This is a genomic window from Streptomyces sp. NPDC058534 (assembly GCF_042717365.1).
Lineage (GTDB): Bacteria > Actinomycetota > Actinomycetes > Streptomycetales > Streptomycetaceae > Streptomyces.
Window position 1 is genome coordinate 1 of sequence record NZ_JBHXNW010000013.1, and the last position, 17149, is coordinate 17149.

The window sequence follows — 17149 nt, forward strand, 5'->3', positions numbered from 1 at the left end:
GCACCATCCAGCCCGGGCCGCATCATCCAGCCCGGGCGGCACCATCCAGCCCGGGCGGCACCATCCGGCGCGGGCGGCACCATCCAGCCCGGGCAGCACCATCCAGCCCGGGCGGCGTTTGAGGACGAGGCCGTCAAGGCCGAAGGGGGGTCCGGGGGCGCAGCCCCCGTGGACGCGAGCCACAACGCACCCGCACCCGCACACCCTAGGGACGCACCCGCACCCGCACCCCCTAGGGACGCACCCGCACGCTACGAATGCCCCAGCTCCGCCGACGCCTCGTCCTCCGCCACGGAAACGGACCCCGAGTCCGACGCCGGCCGCAGCGGAAACGGATCCACCCGCGTCTCGTCGATCACCGGCGGAGCCACCCGCGGCGGCTTCGGCATGACCGCCGCCTCGGAGTGCCCGCCGCACCCGTAGGCCAGCGACACCACGTGCCCGTCCGCCGGGGAGAACTCGTTGGCGCACACGCCGAAGGCCTGCCCGAGCGAGCCGCCGATCCGGGCCAGGAAGCCGCAGCTGACGCAGGACGCGGGGGCCGCCTGGGCCATCGCGGTCTTCGGGCCGTAGCCGTCCTCCCAGCGGTCCGCGGCGACGTGCAGCCCGTACCGGGACAGGACCCTCGTGCGGCGCAGGCCCAGTTCCTCGGCGACCGCCGAGATGGTGCCGCGGGCCGGCACGGTGGTCAGCTCTGCGGGCGGCCCGGCGGTCACCTCCGCGTCCTCGGCCTCGACCAGGTCGGCCATCTCGTGGGAGACGGCGGAGTTCGGCGGCGGCTCGTCCTCTCCGGTCCAGCCGGGCTCCAGACGCAGGTCCTCCGCGTCGGTGGGCAGCAGGTCGCCGGGGCCCATGTCGCCGGGGCGCAGCCGCTCGCTCCACGGCACCCACTCGGGGGCGAGCAGCGCGTCGGGGCCGGGCAGCAGCACCGCCTCGTCCACCGTGACGATCTTGGCGCGGGAGGCGCGGGCCACGGTGACGGCCCAGCGCCAGCCGCGGTAGCCCATCTCCTTGCAGACGAAGTAGTGGGTGACGACCCGGTCACCCTCCGACACCAGGCCCTCGTACTCGCCGACGACGCCGGGGGCGGCTGCCTCCTCGGCTGCGGCGCGGGCGAGGTCGAGGGCCTCGGCGCACAGGCGGTCAGGGGTGCGGCTTCGCGTTGTCGCTGCGCTCACAGGTATCGCTTCTCTCCATACGCCGTCTCACGAGTGCGCCGCTGCCTGCGAGGGGCGGACGGAGCGGACCTGTGGACCGCGTCGACGTCCGCGCCCGATCGCGCTCGGGCACACCTACGTCATCCATTCTGCGGGATGGCCGTAAGGCGCGCGGCCGAGAACGTTCGCCACGGCGCGCTAGGCACGCTACCTGCTCATGTGCGCTGGGCCTACACCGACGGGAGTTTCGGCGGGGTACGGTCCGGTGTTCCCCCTCGGCGCCGGCGTCCCTGTCACCCGACTCGATCACCGCCATCCGTGCCGATAGGACGCTATAGCCCCCGCTCTCGGGGCACTATGACGGGGTGGCAGCCGCACGCACGGAGTTCAAGGGCGGGAGCCGGCGGCGTGGCCCCGGCCCGCGGTTCCGCGCGCTCGGCCGCGCGCTTCGCCTGCCGGTGACCGGGACCGCGCGCGGTATCCGGAAAGCGACGCACGCGCACGGCGCCGGAGAGTCGGGCCTCGGCAAGCTGATCGAGCTGCACGGGGTGAACGGCGCCGGGGACGTCATGATCACCGTCGCCCTCGCCTCCACCGTCTTCTTCTCCGTCCCCACCGACGAGGCGCGCGGCCGGGTCGCGCTGTACCTGGCCATCACCATGGCGCCGTTCACTCTGCTCGCGCCGGTGATCGGCCCGCTCCTGGACCGGGTGCCGCACGGCCGCCGCGCGGCGATGGCGTGCGCGATGGCCGCGCGGGCGCTGCTCGCGCTGGTGCTGTCGGGGGCCGTCATCACCGGCAGCATCGAGCTGTACCCGGCCGCGCTCGGCGTGCTGGTCGCCTCGAAGGCGTACGGCGTGGTCAGAAGCGCGGTGGTGCCACGGCTGCTGCCACCCCGTTTCTCCCTGGTCAAGGCGAACTCCCGGGTCACGCTCTGCGGGCTGCTCGCCACCGGTGTCGCCGCGCCGATCGGGGCGGGGCTCCAGCAGGTCGGGCCGCGCTGGCCGCTGTACGGCGCGTTCGTGATCTTCGTGGCGGGCACCGTGCTGTCGTTCACGCTGCCGCACACGGTGGACTCGGCGCGCGGCGAGGCCCGGGCGCTGCTCGCCGCCGACGAGGACCATCTGCACGGTCCGCTGCGCAAGCGGAGCAAGCGGCCTGGGCTGCGCACGGTGGGCCCGGCGGTGACGCACGCGTTGGCCGCCAACGCCGCGATCCGCTGTCTGACCGGCTTCCTGATCTTCTTCCTGGCCTTCCTGCTGCGGGTGCATCCGCTGTCCGGGCAGAGCGCGGCGGTGTCGCTGGGGATCGTGGGCGTCGCGGCCGGTACGGGGAACGCGCTGGGCACGGCGGTCGGGGCGTGGCTGCGGTCCCGGGCGCCGGAGATCATCATCGTGACGGTGGTCGCGATCGTGCTGGGCGCGGCGGTCACGTCCGCGGTGTTCTTCAGCGCCGTCCTGGTGGCGTGTCTGGCGGCGGTCGCGGGGTTCGCGCAGGCGCTGGCCAAGCTGTCCCTGGACGCGCTGATCCAGCGGGACGTGCCGGAACTCGTCCGCACCTCGGCGTTCGCCCGCTCGGAGACGCTGCTCCAGGTCTCCTGGGTGCTCGGCGGGGCGGTCGGTATCGTGCTGCCCCTCAACGGCACGCTGGGCCTGTCGGTGGGCGCCGCGATCATCGCCGCCGGGTGGCTGACGACCGTACGGGGGCTGGTCGGCTCGGCGCGGCACGGCGGACCCGCCCGACCCAGGGTGGCGTGATCACGCCACGCCGTACCCAGGTGGGGGCCGGGCCGCGGGCGCCAGATAGCCTTCGCCCATGACCACGTTGCTCCGCGGCACTGCCGCCCTCGGACACGGCGCTGTGCGGCGCCGCCGCGCCGTCGCCGCCGCCGGCGCGGTATCCGCCGGACTGCTCCTGCTGTCCGCCTGTGACAAGCCCACGCCCATGGCCACGGTCACGGTCGGCAGTGACTCGGTCAGCTCCGACGCCACCTGCGGCGGGCACGGCAAGACCCTGGAGACCGCCGAGATCCAGGAGTGCCTGCAGGACGACGACGTCAAGTCCATCTCGGTCAACGCCGACGACACGGTCCGCTTCGGCGTCGACCCGGAGGTCGCCGACGAGCGCTGGACGATCCTGATGAACGGTCAGCAGCTGACCGACGACACGGACAACACCTACCGGACGGTCCCGGGCAGCGTGTTCTTCAACGCCCAGTACGGCGCCCAGGGCGACTCCACGCTGGTCACCATCAAGGCCGGTGACGGCAAGGACGACAGCGAGGAGGCCACCGGTCTGTGGTCCTTCAAGCTGACGAAGGACGACTGACCACGTCCTCCACGCGCGTTCTCGTGGCCACCGCGGTCCCCGCCGAACGGGACGCGGTGGCTCGGGCGTTCCCGGCGCCGGCCGCCGAGCTGTCCCGTCCCGGGGTGGCCCTGCACCGCCTCCCGGACGGCGGCCCGGACCTGCTGGCCGCCGGGGTCGGTCCCGCCCTCGCCGCCGCCTGCACCGCCGCCGCCCTGACCGCCGCGGCCCTCGACGGCGCCCCCTACGGCCTGGTCGTCTCGGCCGGCATCGGCGGCGGCTTCGTGCCGGACGCGCCGGTCGGCTCGCTCGTCGTCGCCGACGCGATCACCGCCGCCGACCTGGGCGCCGAGACCGCCGACGGCTTCCTGCCGGTCACCGACCTCGGCTTCGGCACCGTCACCCACCACCCGCCGCCCGGCCTGGTGCGGGCCGTCGCCGCCGCGACCGGGGCCCGCCCCGGCACCGTCCTGACCGGGTCCACCGTCACCGGCACCGCCGAACGCGCCGCGCTGCTGCGCACCCGCCACCCGGGCGCGCTGGCCGAGGCGATGGAGGGCTTCGGCGTCGCCGAGGCCGCCGCCGCGCACGGGGTGCCGGTACTGGAACTGCGCGCCGTCTCCAACCCGGTCGGCCCGCGCGACCGCGCCGCCTGGCGCATCGGCGAGGCCCTCGCGGCGCTGACGGACGCCTTCGGGAAGCTCGCACCCGTCCTCAGGAGTTGGAACCCACATGCCCCACATGACAGACATGACCGCTGAGACCCTGCGGATCGCGTACTCGCCCTGCCCGAACGACACCTTCGTCTTCGACGCCCTCGCCCACGGCCGGGTGCCGGGCGCGCCCGCCCTCGACGTGACCTTCGCGGACATCGACATCACCAACGGCATGGCCGAACGCGGCGAGTTGGACGTGCTGAAGGTGTCGTACGCCGTGCTGCCGTACGTCCTCGACGAGTACGCCCTGCTGCCCTGCGGGGGCGCGCTGGGCCGGGGCTGCGGGCCGCTGGTGCTGACCCGGGAGGCGGACGCGGACCTGCGCGGCCGTACGGTCGCGGTGCCGAGCGAGACGTCGACGGCGTACCTGCTGTTCCGCCTGTGGGCGGCGGACACGGTGCCCGACGGCGTCGGCGAGATCGTCGTGATGCCGTTCCACGAGATCATGCCGGCCGTGCGGGACGGGAAGGTGGACGCGGGCCTGGTGATCCACGAGGCGCGCTTCACGTACCGGAACTACGGGCTGCACAAGCTCGCCGACATGGGCGAGCACTGGGAGCACACCACCGGGCTGCCGATCCCGCTCGGCGCGATCATCGCCCGGCGGTCGCTGGGCGCGGAGGCCCTGACCCGGCTGGCCGACGCGGTCCGCGCCTCGGTCCGCGCGGCCTGGGACGACCCGGAGGCCTCCCGGCCGTACGTCATGGAGCACGCGCAGGAGATGGACCCGGCCGTCGCCGACCAGCACATCGGGCTGTACGTCAACGAGTTCACGGCCGGCCTCGGCGAGGCCGGCTACGCGGCGGTCCGGGGCCTGCTGACGCGCGCGGCGGCCGAGGGACTGGTGCCGGCCCTCGGCCCGGACGCGCTGGCGTTTCCCTGACGGGCGGGCGGGTCAGACGTCCAGCTGGTCGGCGACGGCGCGGAGCAGGCCGGCGATCTTCTTGCCGGCGGTCTTCTCGGGGTAGCGGCCGCGCTCCAGCATTGGCGTGATGTTCTCCAGGAGGGTCGTCAGGTCCTGGACGATGGAGGCCAGTTCGTCGGGCTTCTTGCGCTGGGCGGCCGCGACCGACGGGGCCGGGTCCAGCAGGGTCAGGGACAGGGCCTGGTCGCCGCGCTGCCCGGCGACGACGCCGAACTCCACGCGCTGGCCGGGCTTCAGCGCCTCGACTCCGGCGGGGAGGACCGAGGAGTGCACGAAGACGTCACCGCCGTCGTCGCGGGAGAGAAAGCCGAAGCCCTTCTCGCTGTTGAACCACTTGACCTTGCCAGTCGGCAAAGCACACGCTCCCTCGATCAGTCCCGGACGATTACCGACGCCGGTCGAACCGCTGCCAGGACACCCTACCGGGGGTCTCTCCACGGGAACACGCCTTAAAACGGGCCTGAGCCCCTATGCGCGTTGAGTGACGGGCCAGAGGCTCAGTCGGACGAGGGAAGCGTGACGACCATGTCATGAGGCTCCCCCTCGGTTTGCCGTGTTCTCGTGATCACCCGATCAGGTATCCGTTCGGTCGACACACCTCAAGATCGTGCGACGACGGCCTGTCACGCGGTACCGCTTTGATCCCGGACACGAGAAACGAGGCGGTTCTCCATGAGCGCACAGCGCCCTGCCGGTTACGACTACGGCTCGACTCCACCCGGCCCGGTCTCGAGGGCGGAGCTGGCCAAGCTGGAGGCGAGTGTTCTCTTCACCGCCGAGGACGAGCAGGCCCTGCGCATGGCCGGTGACGTACTGGAGGACCAGGTTGAGGACGTCTTGGACGTCTGGTACGGATTCGTCGCCTCGCATCCGCACCTCGTCGCCTACTTCGCGACCCCGGACGGCACGGTCCTGGACGACTACCTGACGCGTGTCCGCGCCCGATTCGGCCAGTGGATCATGGACACCTGTCGTCGCCCGCACGACGAGGAGTGGCTGTCGTATGCGCACGAGATCGGCCTGCGCCATACGAAGGACAAGAAGAACCAGACCGACGGAGCAGACTCCGTAGGCCCCGTCGCCCTGCGCTATATGGTGGCGTTCATCTATCCGATCACTGCCACGATGCGACCGTTCCTGGCCAACAAGGGCCACGACGAAGCAGCCGTGGAAAGCATGTACCAGGCATGGTTCAAGTCGGTGACGCTGCAGACCGCCCTTTGGCTCCAGCCGTACGCAGCTGACCAGTGGTGAACCGCGATGACCCCGCGCCCCGGGGCTGCGAACTACCCTGGTCGGGTGCGTGAACAAACCCAATCGAATTCCGCCGCGCCCGGCGACCGGCTGATCCGCGCCGGTGCGATCGTCTTCTTCGTCGGTACGGTGGCCACTCTGGTCACCGTGGCCCCGCTGCTCCTGGGGACGACGCCGTTTCCCACCTACATGTTCGGCCTGAGCATGCTGATGGGCGTGGGCTTCCTGATCGCCGGGGCGGGGGTGTTCCAGTCGATCGCGGCCGGGCGCCGTCAGGCCCGCGCGGCGGCCGGTCCGTCGGCCTCACCGTCGCCGTAACCCGCGAGCCACTCCGGGAACTCCGTCAGGTCGGCCAGGACCACGTCCGCGCCGGCCGCGCGCAGCTCCTCGGCGTCGCACGGGCCGCTGGCCACCGCCACGGAGCGGACGCCCGCGGCCCGGGCTCCGCGGACGTCGCCGACGTGGTCGCCGACGTAGACGTCCGCGCCGTGCTCGCGCAGCGCGACGGCCTTCTGCTCGGCCCACAGGTCGCCCACCACGGCGTCCGGCTCGATGCCGAGGTGGGCCAGGTGCAGCTTGGCGTTGGGTTCGTACTTGGCGGTGACGACGAGCGTCCGCCCGCCTGCCGCGCGTACGGCGGCGACGGCCTCCCGGGCGCCGGGCAGCGCGAGCGTCGGCTCGATCGCGTACGCCGGGTACATCTGCCGGTAGAGGTCGGCGGTGGCGGCGATCTCCTCGGCCGGGAACCAGTTGGCCAGCTCCTCGGCGAGCGGCGGCCCGAGCCGCGTCACGGCCAGGTCGGCGTCGACGTACGTCCCCGTCCGCTCACTCAGCGCCAGGTAGCAGGCCCGGATGCCGGGCCGCGAGTCGATCAGCGTCATGTCGAGATCGAACCCGACGGTGGGCGCGGTACGGGTGGTGAAGACCATGGCCCCCATTGTGCAGGTCCCGCGCATCCCCCCGGCCGGCCCCTCCCCGAGAGCGCGCCGCCTTCCCCGAGAGCGCGCCGCCCGGTCAGCCGCCCGCCACGGACGCCTCCGCCCGGAGCCGCGCCCGGCCACCTGCCCGCCGCACCGGCACGCGGGGCACCCACCCGGCACCCGGGCAGCGCCGCAACGCGCGCCATCACCCCGGAGCGAGACCACGTCGCAGGTCGGGCCACCGAACGCCCGCGCCCGGCCACCACGCGGCCCGATGCGCGCCCCCCGGCCGGATCCGGCACCGGGCGCCTGCCGGCCACGACGGCGCGGGAGGTGCCCATCCGGCACCCCGCGGTGAGGGGGGCGCGCCCGCTCAGCCCCGTGGGCGGCGGGAGTGCCGGAGGAGGTACAGGGACGTGGCGATGGCGGCGCCGCGGAGGATCCAGGGCCAGGTTTCGGTGATCGCGTCGTTCATGTGGCCCTCGGCGATGGGGTCGCCCCAGCGGCCCTCCGTGCGGCCCCAGAGCCAGACCACGCCGGCGGCGGCGACCGTGCCGGGCAGGCCCAGGACCGCCCACTTCGACTGGGCCGGGGTCAGGCGGCGCGAGAGGTAGGCGATGAGCCAGCCCAGGCCCAGGGCGACGAGGTTGCCGAGGGCGGCGCCGACGACCAGGAGCCCGGCGGCGAGCAGCAGCAGGGGGTTGTTCCAGCCGCCCTCGGGCCATGGGCGGGGCAGGCGTCGCAGGCGGCGTGTCCTGCCGGCGGGGACCGGCTCCTCCACAGCCTCCACGGCGGGCTTCGCGGCGGGGCCGTCCTTCTTCTCCGCCTCGGCCTCCCGCTTCGGCGGCGGCTTGAGCAGCTCCGGGATCTCCACCCCGCCGACGAACCCGGGCACGCTGTCGCCCACGCCGGCGAACGGGCCGCCCTCCACCCGCCACCAGTCCGGCCGCGGACCGGTGCCGCCGCCCAGTTCCTGCGCGCTCGCCAGGTGCGGCGGTGAGGCGGCCGGCGGTTCGGGCGGGCGTTCGGGCGCGTTCCGCCGCAGGCCCTTGCGGCGCTCGGTCTTCTGGGGGTCCGTGTCCCGCTGCTCGGGCACCGCGGTCGGTGGCGGCACCGGTGCCCGCCGGATCCCGCTGGTGCCGCCCGCCGCGTCGACGAGGTCGTCGGGGCTGCCGAGCCGGTCCAGGATGCGCCGGACGGCGGCGGGACTGTCCACGGTGGTCCTGGCCCGGTGCCGGTCGATCTCGTTGCGCAGCTCGGAGACCAGCCGCATGCGCGCGGCCGACGGCAGCTGCCGCTGCTGGGCCACGTCGCCGACGCGGCTCAGATACTCGTAGACGACCTGGTCGCTCTCGATCCCCACGGACCCCTCCGGGGCGGTGTGTTGTGGTAGCCCGTCGCACGAAGGTACCGAATCCTCCCGTGGACGGCGGACACCCCCACGCCCGGCACCGGCGTACGCGCCGCCCCGCCGTCACCCCCACCCGCTAACGTGGGCAGGATGAGCACCGAGGAGAAGTCCGCGGCCCCCCGGTCCCTCGCGGAGGCGCTCCGTGTCCGGGACGACGTTTCGCTGGCCGCCCTCCTGCGCAGCCGTCCCGACCTCATCACTCCCGTGCCCACCGACCTCACGCAGCTCGCCACCCGGGCCGGCACCCGGGCCTCGGTCGTGCGGGCGCTGGAGCGGCTGGACCGGTTCGCGCTCCAGACGGCTCAGGCGCTGGCCGTGGCGTCGGACCCGGCGCCGTACGGCGAGCTGCTCCGTCTGATGGCGGGTGACGACGAGGACCCGGCCGTCTCCGCGGCGCTGCCCCGGGCCGTCGCCCTGCTGCGCGAGCAGGCCCTGGTGTGGGGCGCCGACGACCGGCTGCGGCTGGTGCGCACCGCCCGTGAGCTGCTCGCGCCCTCCCCGCAGCACCCGTCCCCGACGGGTCTTGGGCCCACCGTGCGGGAGGCGACCGCCGGGATGTCGCCGGGGCGGATCCAGGAGCTCCTGACCGCCGTCGGCCTGCCCTCGACCCACGACTCCGTGTCCGCGGTGACCGCGCTCGGCACCCTGTTCGCCCACCGGCGGCGGATGACGGCGCTGCTCGCCGGGCTGCCCGAGGAGTCGCGGGAGGTGCTCGCCCGGCTGGTGTGGGGACCCCCGTACGGGCAGGTCACCCACGACCCGGCGGCGCACCTGCGCGCGCTCCTCGACCGCGGCCTGCTGCTGCCGACCGCGCCCGGCACGGTCGTCCTGCCCCGCGAGGTCGCCCTGCACCTGCGCGCGGGCCGCGCGCACCGGACGCCCGAGCCGGCGCCGCCGGCGGTGGAGGCCGCCGCCACGCACCGCCCACAGGTTGTGGACGCCACCGCGGCCGGGCAGGCCCTCGCGGCGCTGGCGACCGTGGCGGAGCTGCTGAAGGAGTGGGACGAGGGCGGCCCGACGGTGCTGCGGGCCGGCGGGCTGAGCGTGCGCGACCTGAAGCGCACGGCCGTCGCCCTGGACCTCCCCGAGCCGGTCGCCGCGTTCTGGCTGGAACTGGCCTACGCGGCCGGGCTGATCGCCTCCGACGGCGAGCCGGAAGAGCGGTACGCGCCGACCCCGGCGTACGACGAGTGGCGGGAGCTGCCGCCCGCCGAGCGCTGGGCGGGCCTCGCGCAGACGTGGCTGACGGCGACCCGGACGTCGGGTGTGGTCGGCGGGCGGGACGCGAAGGACCGGACGCTCTCGGCGCTGGGCCCGAACCTGGACCGTTCGGCGGCGCCGGAGGTACGGCACCGGGTGCTGGCCCTGCTGGCGGGCCTGCCCGAGGGAGCCTCGCCCACGGAGGAGTCGGTGCTGGCCCGGCTGCGCTGGGAGCGTCCCCTGCGCGGCCCCGAGCGGGACCGGCGGGAGGACGACCTGCGGACCCGGCTCGCCCGGTGGACGCTGTCCGAGGCCGAGCTGCTGGGCGTCACCGGCCGCGGCGCGCTGGCCGCGCCGGGGCGGGCGCTGATCGGGGCGCCCGAGCCGCCGCACCCGGCGAAGGCGCCCGAGGGCCCCGGCGACAAGCTTCCCGTCCACCACCGCACGCCCGCGCCGCCCGCTCCCCCGGCCCCCGGCGAACGGGCCGCCGCCGCCGCGCTCGCCGCCCGGCTGCTCGCGCCGCTCCTCCCGGAACCGCTGGACCACGTGCTGCTCCAGGCCGACCTGACGGCGGTGGCGCCGGGGCCGCTGGAGCATGAGCTGGCCGACCTGCTGGGGGTGAGCGCGGACGTGGAGTCCAAGGGCGGGGCGACCGTCTACCGGTTCACGCCGGGCTCCGTGCGCCGTGCGCTGGACGCCGGGCAGACCGCCGCCGACCTGCACACGTTCCTCGCCCGGCACTCCCGCACGCCGGTGCCGCAGCCCCTGACGTACCTGATCGACGACGTGGCCCGGCGGCACGGGCAACTGCGGGTGGGCGCGGCCTCGGCGTACGTGCGCTGCGACGACGACGCGACGCTGGACGAGATCCTCGCCGACCGGCGGGGCGCCGGCCTGGGCCTGCGCCGGCTGGCGCCGACCGTGCTGGCCGCGCAGGCCGACCCGGCGGCGCTGCTGGAGGGGCTGCGCGCGATGGGGTTCGCGCCGGCCGCCGAGTCCGCCGCGGGCGACGTGCTGATCGCGCGCGCCGACGCCCACCGCACCCCGCCGCGGGCGGCACCGGAGCCGGTCCCGGACGGTCCGCCGGCGCCCGACGACACCCTGCTGGCGGCCGCGATCCGCGCCGTCCGGGCGGGCGACCTGGCCTCCACGGCCCCGCGCAAGCCGGGCCCCGGGGGCGGCGAGGGCGGTGCCCCGGGCGGCGAGCTGCCCCGCACGGGCGCCGCCGAGACGCTGGCGACCATGCAGGCGGCCGTGCTGACCGGCGAGGCGCTGTGGATCGGCTACGTGAACGCGGAGGGCTCCGCCAGTCAGCGCGTGATCGCCCCGATCCGGGTGGAGGGCGGCTTCGTCACGGCGTACGACCACACGGCGGACGAGGTGCGCACCTATCCGCTGCACCGCGTCACGGGCGTGGCGGAACTGGCCGACGACGTGACGTGACACGCCCTCTTTCGGGCGTACGGGCCGGTTCATGCACGCCACGCCGGGTGATTCGCACCTGAGAGGGAGCTTTTTTCATAAACCGCATCGACCTGTCGGCGGTCGGGCAGCCACCCGGTGTCCTGAACCGAAACCGAAAGGAAGAACCCGATGCGTACTGCCGTTCGTCGAGTCGCCACCGTCCTGACCTCCACCGCGACGCTGATCGCGGCGTTCGCCGCCGAGGCCGCCGCGATCGGCATCGACCTCGGTGGAGGCCTCACCCTCTGACCGCCCCTCTGATCGCCCTCTGATCAGGCTCTGATCCCCCGCATCCCCTTCCGGCGGGCCGGGCGCCCAGTCCCCCTGGGCCCGGCCCGCTCCGGATCACCTTCCCTCCCCTCCCCCCTCGCCCCCCTCGCCCCCGGAAGGCCCCTCATGCGTCCCAAGACCGCCGAACCCCTCCGCTCCACCGTCCGCTCCGCCGTCGCCGTCTCCGTCGCTGCCCTGATCACCGCCGCGGCGCTGTTCGGCGCGCTCGCCCCCAAGGCCACCGCGCTGCCGCTCCCGCTGCCGGCCACCGGGGCGGAACCCCTGGTCACCGAGGGCGTCACCATCGAGGGGCCGCTGATCAACAACATCGGTCTCAAGTAGCCCGGCGGCGCGATCAGGCAAACTGGACGTTTGGCCGTCGTTGCCGTCAACCAGGCCCTCCTGCAAGAGTTCCCGCTCATCCTGATGCCGGTCCTACTGGAATTACTTGGCTCTGCCATTCCCGTTGCCCAGTGGCCGACCCAGGTGACCAAGCGCGAAGGCCACTGACGGGCCCGGCGGCATACACAGAGTGAGGTGGCCGCAAGCGACCAGGCGTCGGCTACAACCACCAGCCGAGGCTGCGACGCGGCAGCGATGGTCCAGCCCTATTGGCCCAGCCCAGGCCGTGCTCTCGGCCTTGTATCAGGTCGAGAGCTCACCAGCGATCAGCTCCGTGCCTTCTCGATGGCCTCGAAGATGTCGGCGTCGCTCTCCTGCTGCCACGACGGGAGGTCGGGCCAGTCGGCCACGTAGCCCGGCTTCGGGTCCTCGAAGTGCTTGAACATCTGCGCCGTCCAGCACGTCGCGACGAAGCGGCTCTTCTGCTCGCGGGACAGCCGTGCCGTAGTGCCGCCGCTGATCTCGATGAAGTGACGGACTTGCTCGTAGACGGAACCCGCGGCCTCGCGCTCCCACTGCGGGGTGTCGTCCCACGGCGTGACATAGCCGGCCTTCGGTTCTCCCGGGAAGTGCTGGCGGACTCCCGCGATCCAGGCTTCCCGGAACACTCGTGCACCCTCGGTCTGCGACATGCTTACCCCTCTCGTCACGGCGTGCTCAAAGCGACGATCTCCTCTCTCAGCTCCGCCACGCGGTGGTCGCGGCTCAAGGGACCGAACTCGTCGCACAGGGTTTGGAGTCTACGGGCGACGTACCCGGACCCGGAGGATCGGGCCAGCTCGATGGCTTCCCTGCCATACGCCACAACCTGTTCGACGTCCCGCCGCTTCGCACCGATGGCGGCCAGGTCGGTGAGCACTGCTCCCCGTCGCCGGTACGACTGCCCGGACGCCAAAGCTGTCTGCTCCAGGGCACCCCTCAAAGCGTTCTCCGCCAGGTCGAGACGGCCCAGCTGTACGTAACGCGACCCCCGTTCCTCTGCCAGACGCGCTCCGCCGAACCGGAGCCATCCACCGTTGGTGCTGTCCGCGGTGAGATCGCGAACGGCCTCTGCCCGGCCCATCGCGCGCTCGCACGCGTCCAGGTCTCCAAGGCCGGCACATGCCTCGGCTTGGACGGAAGCGACCCAATGCCGAGTCGAGAGGTTGCTGTCCCCTCGGTCGGCCAGTCGCTCGGCCGCGCCAAGCATCTGCGCAGCCTGCCGGTACCGCTGCTCGGACATGTCCACGTAGGCGTGACGGACGAGCGCGCATGCCCACAAGTCGTACGCCTCGGCGTCCTTACTGACCGACGCAGCGAGCGAGTACGAAGCAACTGCGTCGGAGTACCGATTGCCGTCGAACGCCACCTCCCCGGCCAACTGAAAGAGGTCGGCCGCCGCGCTCAGCAGGGCCCGTGCACTTCCACGGTTGCTCGCCAGCGCCTCGTTCAGGGTCGTCAACTGGTCCCGGACGACGGGATAGACAGAGCCCTTGGAGCGAGCCAGTTGGTAGACCTGCCAGAGGTGTCTGTTCATACGCGCGAAGTCGGCAGGCACTCCGCGACGGACGCCCTCGGTCAGGGCCTCGGCCTCCTCGACCGGCAGGACGGTCAAAGCCCCGCTGACAGTCAGTATCCGGAGGAACTCACGGCGGATCATTTCGTCGGGGTCTCCCGCGCTCGGGGCGTCACTGAACTGGTGCCCGGCAGCCTCCTGGCCTGCGGATCTTGGCGGCTTCAGGAGGATGTCCAGCTCTCGGAGGCTGACTTCGAGGGCGGCGGCCAAGCCCCGTCGCTGGGGCGGCTGAGGAGCGACTTTGCCACTTTCCCAGCGTCCGACCGTTGTCCGGTCCACGCCGAGCAAATGGGCCAACTTCTCCTGACTGTAGCCCAGAGCCCTGCGCCGTTCCGCCAGTTCCATGGCGCCCCTTTCCCGCGGCTTCGGCCCCTTCGGTGCCCGTGCACGGACCTGCGTCAAGACTGCCGCATTGATGCCGTGGAGACCTCCGACTCCTGGCGCTTTCCTGGATGTTGCCCGGACGAGCAGCGGGATTCACAGAGGAGTTCGGTCATGACCACGAGTGGCGAGGCTCTGGCGCGCGAGCCAGACAGGAATACGCGGATGCAGGGCCCGGGGGCTGAGCATCGAGTCCTCATGACGCTCAGGGTCTCGCGTGACTCCGGCCGGACTTGGGGCCAGCGGACGGAGGTATGGGAGGTCGAGAATCCGGTGATTGTCGACAACCTCATTGGCTTTCCGCCATGCACGTGCTCGCGCTGCACGGACCAGTCCCCGCACTCCGAAGCCTCCCCTGGGGTGGAGTCGTGATGCGGTGCACTCACTGGCACCAGGTGCTCCTGGACTTGGTGCAGGAAGCACGGGGTAGGTCGGCCGCGGAGTGCGTCGACAGGACTGTGCAGTGCCAGTTGTCCGCGCACGACGACGGTGAGCACTACGGCCTCCTCGACGACGTCGGCGAGTACGGGACCGCCCTGTGGCTCCGCTGGCTCGGGAGGGCCGAAGTGGAGCTGGTCGTACTGCCGGACTGCCCGGTGGTCGCCCCGGGTCTCGACGGTGAGGGCTGCTGTCTGTTCGCCGACCACACCGAGCAGCACACCTGGGAAGACACCCTGGAGGCGGTCTCGTGCACCAGCTGAGCGCGAGCCTGCGCATCGGCGCGTATCTCGTCGCCCGCCCCGACTCCCCTGGCGGAATGCAGACCCGGCGCCTTCGCCCTCCTCGCAACCAGAGCTGCGAGGACTGCGGCGGCAGTGGCGCCGACTCGTCCGGCAAGTCATGCGGCACCTGCAACGGGCTCGGCGAGATCTATTGTCGCGCCGGCCGTCAAGGCGCACGTGAGCCGTCACGTTCCATGATCCGGAAGGAGGGCCGCTGATGGCCCACGCTCTGATCGCATCCCCGTTCCTCGATGGGCACCTGCTCCTCAAGCCCGGAGCGAGGGCAGGCGCCCGCATCCCCGACGACCACTACGAGGGCATCCGGCAAGCGGTCGCCGATGGTGAGGCGCTGCCCGCCTGGGCGGTGCGGACCGCAGCCGATGTCTGGGGCATCGACCTGAACGGCCGATCCGCGCAGGGCACGGTGCTGGTGCGCCATCCGTCCCCGTACGGCTACTGCCGCGCCTCCTGGGAGATCAACCTCGGCTGCAACTTCGGTTGCAAGCACTGCTACCTCGGCGAGCGTCCCTTCTCCGGGCTCGGCTGGGAGGACAAGGTGCGACTGCTGGACATCATGCGCGAGGCCGGTGTCCTCTGGCTCCAGATCACTGGTGGTGAGCCCACCATGGACCCCCACTTTCAGGGCGCCTACCGGTACGCCTGGCAAGCCGGGATGATGCTCACCGTCTCCACCAACGGCTCGCTGCTCTGGCGACGAGACCTCCTCAAGCTCTTCCGCGACTGCCCGCCCTACCGGTTGGTCGTCAGCATGTACGGAGCGAGCGAGGAATCTTTTGACACGCTCACCCAGCGCCGTGGCGCGTGGAAGGCGTTCCGACGCGGCATGGACGCCGCACGCGAGGCGGACCTGCAGCTGCGTATCAACGTCGTGGTCACCGAGGACAACGCGGCCGAGGCCGAGGAGATGGCCGCCCTCGCCGACAAATGGAACGTCGAGAACCACGCCTACACGAACATGACGCCCACGATCTACGGCGGCGGTGAGCCGCTACTCGCCCAGTCCGCCGCCCACCTGCGGAAGCGCAAGCCGTTCGCTGGCTGCAACGCGGGACACACCTTCTTCCACGCCGACCCGCACGCCAAAGTGTCGATCTGCAAGGTCGGCCGAGACGACCAGATCGACCTCATGGCCGAAGGCATCGACGGCCTCACCCGGCTCGGCGCCATCGCCGACCGCCTCATGCTTCGCACCGGAGGGTGCGAAGGCTGCGCCCTGTCCGGCAACTGCCGGGTCTGCCGCCCCCTGGCCAAGCACTATCAGGAGGCGAAGGCGCCGCTGCACAGCTACTGCCAACACGGAGACAAGGAGAACGGATCATGACCCCGCCCGTACTGGTGACCCTTCTGCCCGGCCCGCCGGCCTCGGCGCGCCGTGCGGCGCCGCCCGTCGCCGCCCTCTCAGTGACCGCCGTCCCGGACCTGGACGACGTCGTGGAGAGCGCGGAGTGCTCCTGCGACGCTGGCGACGACAATCCCCACTGACCGACGCAATCCAGTCGGTTCCGTTCAGGCCCTGGCGTGTTCGCGTCGGGGCCTGACCCTGACCGGCCGACGGTTAGGGTGCCGCTCATGTTCTTCCGCTGGGACTGGCTCCGGCCCGTATTGACCGCGCCGATCGTGCCTACTCTCGGCCCCGTCCACCCTCACGTCCTCACCGTCGACCTCTTCGAGGACACACTGCGGGCGGCCGTCACCGACCGGTCCTTCCTTCACTATGACAAGGACCGGCGCTGGAGCAGCGAGAAGGACGAGGTGCTCCTTCGCGGCGACGTGGTGCACCAACCCGACCACACCCTCATCCCCACCCTGACCCGACGCGGACGCGGCGCCGTCAAGGTCTTCGCCTACGGGCACTGCGGCAGCGTCGTGGATGAAGCCGCCGAATTGGCCGCGAAGCTCGCCGCCGTGCACGACACGGTCAACGCGAGGGTCGTGCGCCCGCTCGGCCCCGAGACCAGATCCCCGCGCGGCACCCGCATACAGCTTCAGGACTTCGCCGCCCGCCCGTGCCCCGACCCCGGTGGCCCGGTCCGCCCCGTCGCCGACTGGCCAGCCGCCGTGCAGGAGACCTTCGCCCCGTTCGCCATGGCCATGGCCGCCGATGGCCTGGCCTTCCTTCACACGCAGATGCAGGCTGGCCGGTGCGGCCCGGTACTCGCCGCTGCCGTCGAGAACCGCATCGTGGGCGCGATCGGCCCCATGGAAGTACGCCGCGACGCGATCGGATGTCCCCAGCTCCTGCCCCAGTACTTCGCCGTCCTGCCTGAGGCCCGAGGACAGGGCCTGGGACGCGTCCTCTGGCGGGCCGCGATGCACTGGGGCCAGTGCCACGGTGCCGCTTACCAGCTCCTCCAGACCGAGGTCGGCGGCCCCTCCGACATGCTGTGCCAATCTGAAGGACTGGCCTCCCTCGGCTTCAGCCACACGACACGGGCGTAGCCTCC

At 72.7% G+C, this 17149-nt stretch carries 19 protein-coding genes; 13 read left to right on the plus strand and 6 right to left on the minus strand.

The genetic code is table 11. From position 1 onward, the window contains the following. Positions 1-251 precede the first annotated feature (251 nt). Entirely contained in the window at positions 252-1178 is a 927-nt protein-coding gene (locus tag ACFWR9_RS10245) for a DUF3027 domain-containing protein (RefSeq protein WP_383838475.1), read from the minus strand. A 344-nt stretch (positions 1179-1522) separates the two neighbouring features. On the opposite strand from ACFWR9_RS10245, the gene ACFWR9_RS10250 reads away from it, so the two are divergent. The 4 genes from ACFWR9_RS10250 to ACFWR9_RS10265 are packed head-to-tail and all read left to right on the plus strand — an operon-like array spanning position 1523 to position 5063. Beyond that, the gene (locus ACFWR9_RS10250) at positions 1523-2914 is read left to right on the plus strand and encodes an MFS transporter (protein ID WP_383838479.1); all 1392 of its coding nucleotides are present in this window, start codon (positions 1523-1525) and stop codon (positions 2912-2914) included. A 58-nt stretch (positions 2915-2972) separates the two neighbouring features. Further along, entirely contained in the window at positions 2973-3485 is a 513-nt protein-coding gene (locus ACFWR9_RS10255) for a DUF2771 domain-containing protein (RefSeq protein ID WP_383838481.1), read from the plus strand. Positions 3486-3508: 23 nt separating this feature from the next. Beyond that, the gene (locus ACFWR9_RS10260; protein WP_383838484.1) at positions 3509-4225 is read left to right on the plus strand and encodes a futalosine hydrolase; all 717 of its coding nucleotides are present in this window, start codon (positions 3509-3511) and stop codon (positions 4223-4225) included. Then, on the plus strand, positions 4215-5063 hold the full coding sequence (locus ACFWR9_RS10265) for a 1,4-dihydroxy-6-naphthoate synthase (RefSeq protein WP_383838487.1): 849 nt from the start codon (positions 4215-4217) through the stop codon (positions 5061-5063). The genes ACFWR9_RS10260 and ACFWR9_RS10265 overlap by 11 nt, the downstream gene beginning before the upstream one ends. A gap of 12 nt (positions 5064-5075) precedes the next feature. Here the strand turns inward: ACFWR9_RS10265 and ACFWR9_RS10270 are convergent, their stop codons facing one another. Further along, positions 5076-5459: a cold-shock protein gene (locus ACFWR9_RS10270; protein ID WP_053132946.1), complete on the minus strand. Its 384-nt coding sequence runs from the start codon at positions 5457-5459 to the stop codon at positions 5076-5078. A 318-nt stretch (positions 5460-5777) separates the two neighbouring features. On the opposite strand from ACFWR9_RS10270, the gene ACFWR9_RS10275 reads away from it, so the two are divergent. Continuing rightward, positions 5778-6359: a protoglobin domain-containing protein gene (locus tag ACFWR9_RS10275; protein WP_383838491.1), complete on the plus strand. Its 582-nt coding sequence runs from the start codon at positions 5778-5780 to the stop codon at positions 6357-6359. 45 nt (positions 6360-6404) lie between these two features. After that, positions 6405-6677, plus strand: a complete 273-nt coding sequence (locus ACFWR9_RS10280; RefSeq protein ID WP_383838494.1) for a hypothetical protein — start codon at positions 6405-6407, stop codon at positions 6675-6677. On the opposite strand, the gene ACFWR9_RS10285 is transcribed toward ACFWR9_RS10280, so the two are convergent. Then, entirely contained in the window at positions 6632-7288 is a 657-nt protein-coding gene (locus ACFWR9_RS10285; RefSeq protein ID WP_383838497.1) for an HAD family hydrolase, read from the minus strand. The genes ACFWR9_RS10280 and ACFWR9_RS10285 overlap by 46 nt on opposite strands. Positions 7289-7652: 364 nt before the next feature. Then, positions 7653-8642 (minus strand): hypothetical protein, encoded by a 990-nt coding sequence (locus ACFWR9_RS10290; RefSeq protein ID WP_383838500.1) that lies wholly within the window; start codon positions 8640-8642, stop codon positions 7653-7655. Positions 8643-8780: 138 nt separating this feature from the next. Between ACFWR9_RS10290 and ACFWR9_RS10295 the strand changes: the two genes are divergently transcribed. The 3 genes from ACFWR9_RS10295 to ACFWR9_RS10305 all read left to right on the plus strand — a co-directional run bounded on the left by ACFWR9_RS10295 (position 8781) and on the right by ACFWR9_RS10305 (position 12134). Continuing rightward, positions 8781-11333: a helicase-associated domain-containing protein gene (locus tag ACFWR9_RS10295; protein ID WP_383838503.1), complete on the plus strand. Its 2553-nt coding sequence runs from the start codon at positions 8781-8783 to the stop codon at positions 11331-11333. A gap of 417 nt (positions 11334-11750) precedes the next feature. After that, positions 11751-11966 carry a hypothetical protein gene (locus tag ACFWR9_RS10300; protein WP_383838506.1) on the plus strand — a complete coding sequence of 72 codons (216 nt, stop codon included), beginning with the start codon at positions 11751-11753 and terminating at the stop codon, positions 11964-11966. A gap of 30 nt (positions 11967-11996) precedes the next feature. Further along, positions 11997-12134: a hypothetical protein gene (locus ACFWR9_RS10305; RefSeq protein WP_383838509.1), complete on the plus strand. Its 138-nt coding sequence runs from the start codon at positions 11997-11999 to the stop codon at positions 12132-12134. A 158-nt stretch (positions 12135-12292) separates the two neighbouring features. Here the strand turns inward: ACFWR9_RS10305 and ACFWR9_RS10310 are convergent, their stop codons facing one another. Together ACFWR9_RS10310 and ACFWR9_RS10315 are read right to left on the minus strand one after the other, a co-directional pair. Beyond that, a complete protein-coding gene (locus ACFWR9_RS10310) occupies positions 12293-12658 on the minus strand; it encodes a hypothetical protein (RefSeq protein WP_383838512.1) in 366 nt (121 codons plus the stop codon). Between the two features lie 14 nt (positions 12659-12672). Further along, positions 12673-13926, minus strand: coding sequence for a helix-turn-helix transcriptional regulator (locus ACFWR9_RS10315; protein WP_383838515.1), 1254 nt, complete (start codon positions 13924-13926; stop codon positions 12673-12675). Between the two features lie 506 nt (positions 13927-14432). Here ACFWR9_RS10315 and ACFWR9_RS10320 point away from each other — a divergent pair. The 4 genes from ACFWR9_RS10320 (at position 14433) to ACFWR9_RS10335 (ending at position 17144) form a co-directional block, all read left to right on the plus strand. After that, positions 14433-14663, plus strand: coding sequence for a hypothetical protein (locus ACFWR9_RS10320; protein ID WP_383838518.1), 231 nt, complete (start codon positions 14433-14435; stop codon positions 14661-14663). Positions 14664-14901: 238 nt separating this feature from the next. Then, positions 14902-16026: a radical SAM protein gene (locus ACFWR9_RS10325; RefSeq protein WP_383838521.1), complete on the plus strand. Its 1125-nt coding sequence runs from the start codon at positions 14902-14904 to the stop codon at positions 16024-16026. Continuing rightward, positions 16023-16187: a hypothetical protein gene (locus ACFWR9_RS10330; RefSeq protein WP_359274138.1), complete on the plus strand. Its 165-nt coding sequence runs from the start codon at positions 16023-16025 to the stop codon at positions 16185-16187. The genes ACFWR9_RS10325 and ACFWR9_RS10330 overlap by 4 nt, the downstream gene beginning before the upstream one ends. An 87-nt stretch (positions 16188-16274) precedes the next feature. After that, entirely contained in the window at positions 16275-17144 is an 870-nt protein-coding gene (locus tag ACFWR9_RS10335; RefSeq protein WP_383838524.1) for a GNAT family N-acetyltransferase, read from the plus strand. The last annotated feature ends 5 nt before the right edge of the window (positions 17145-17149 follow it).

Excerpts from the sequence above, each read along its gene's own strand:
- ACFWR9_RS10325 (WP_383838521.1), top strand. The coding sequence starts at position 14,902 with ATGGCCCACGCTCTGATCGCATCCCCGTTCCTCGATGGGCACCTGCTC.
- ACFWR9_RS10300 (WP_383838506.1), top strand. The coding sequence starts at position 11,751 with ATGCGTCCCAAGACCGCCGAACCCCTCCGCTCCACCGTCCGCTCCGCC.
- ACFWR9_RS10335 (WP_383838524.1), top strand. The coding sequence starts at position 16,275 with ATGTTCTTCCGCTGGGACTGGCTCCGGCCCGTATTGACCGCGCCGATC.
- ACFWR9_RS10330 (WP_359274138.1), top strand. The coding sequence starts at position 16,023 with ATGACCCCGCCCGTACTGGTGACCCTTCTGCCCGGCCCGCCGGCCTCG.
- ACFWR9_RS10295 (WP_383838503.1), top strand. The coding sequence starts at position 8,781 with ATGAGCACCGAGGAGAAGTCCGCGGCCCCCCGGTCCCTCGCGGAGGCG.
- ACFWR9_RS10315 (WP_383838515.1), bottom strand. The coding sequence starts at position 13,926 with ATGGAACTGGCGGAACGGCGCAGGGCTCTGGGCTACAGTCAGGAGAAG.
- ACFWR9_RS10265 (WP_383838487.1), top strand. The coding sequence starts at position 4,215 with ATGACCGCTGAGACCCTGCGGATCGCGTACTCGCCCTGCCCGAACGAC.
- ACFWR9_RS10310 (WP_383838512.1), bottom strand. The coding sequence starts at position 12,658 with ATGTCGCAGACCGAGGGTGCACGAGTGTTCCGGGAAGCCTGGATCGCG.
- ACFWR9_RS10255 (WP_383838481.1), top strand. The coding sequence starts at position 2,973 with ATGACCACGTTGCTCCGCGGCACTGCCGCCCTCGGACACGGCGCTGTG.
- ACFWR9_RS10285 (WP_383838497.1), bottom strand. The coding sequence starts at position 7,288 with ATGGTCTTCACCACCCGTACCGCGCCCACCGTCGGGTTCGATCTCGAC.
- ACFWR9_RS10275 (WP_383838491.1), top strand. The coding sequence starts at position 5,778 with ATGAGCGCACAGCGCCCTGCCGGTTACGACTACGGCTCGACTCCACCC.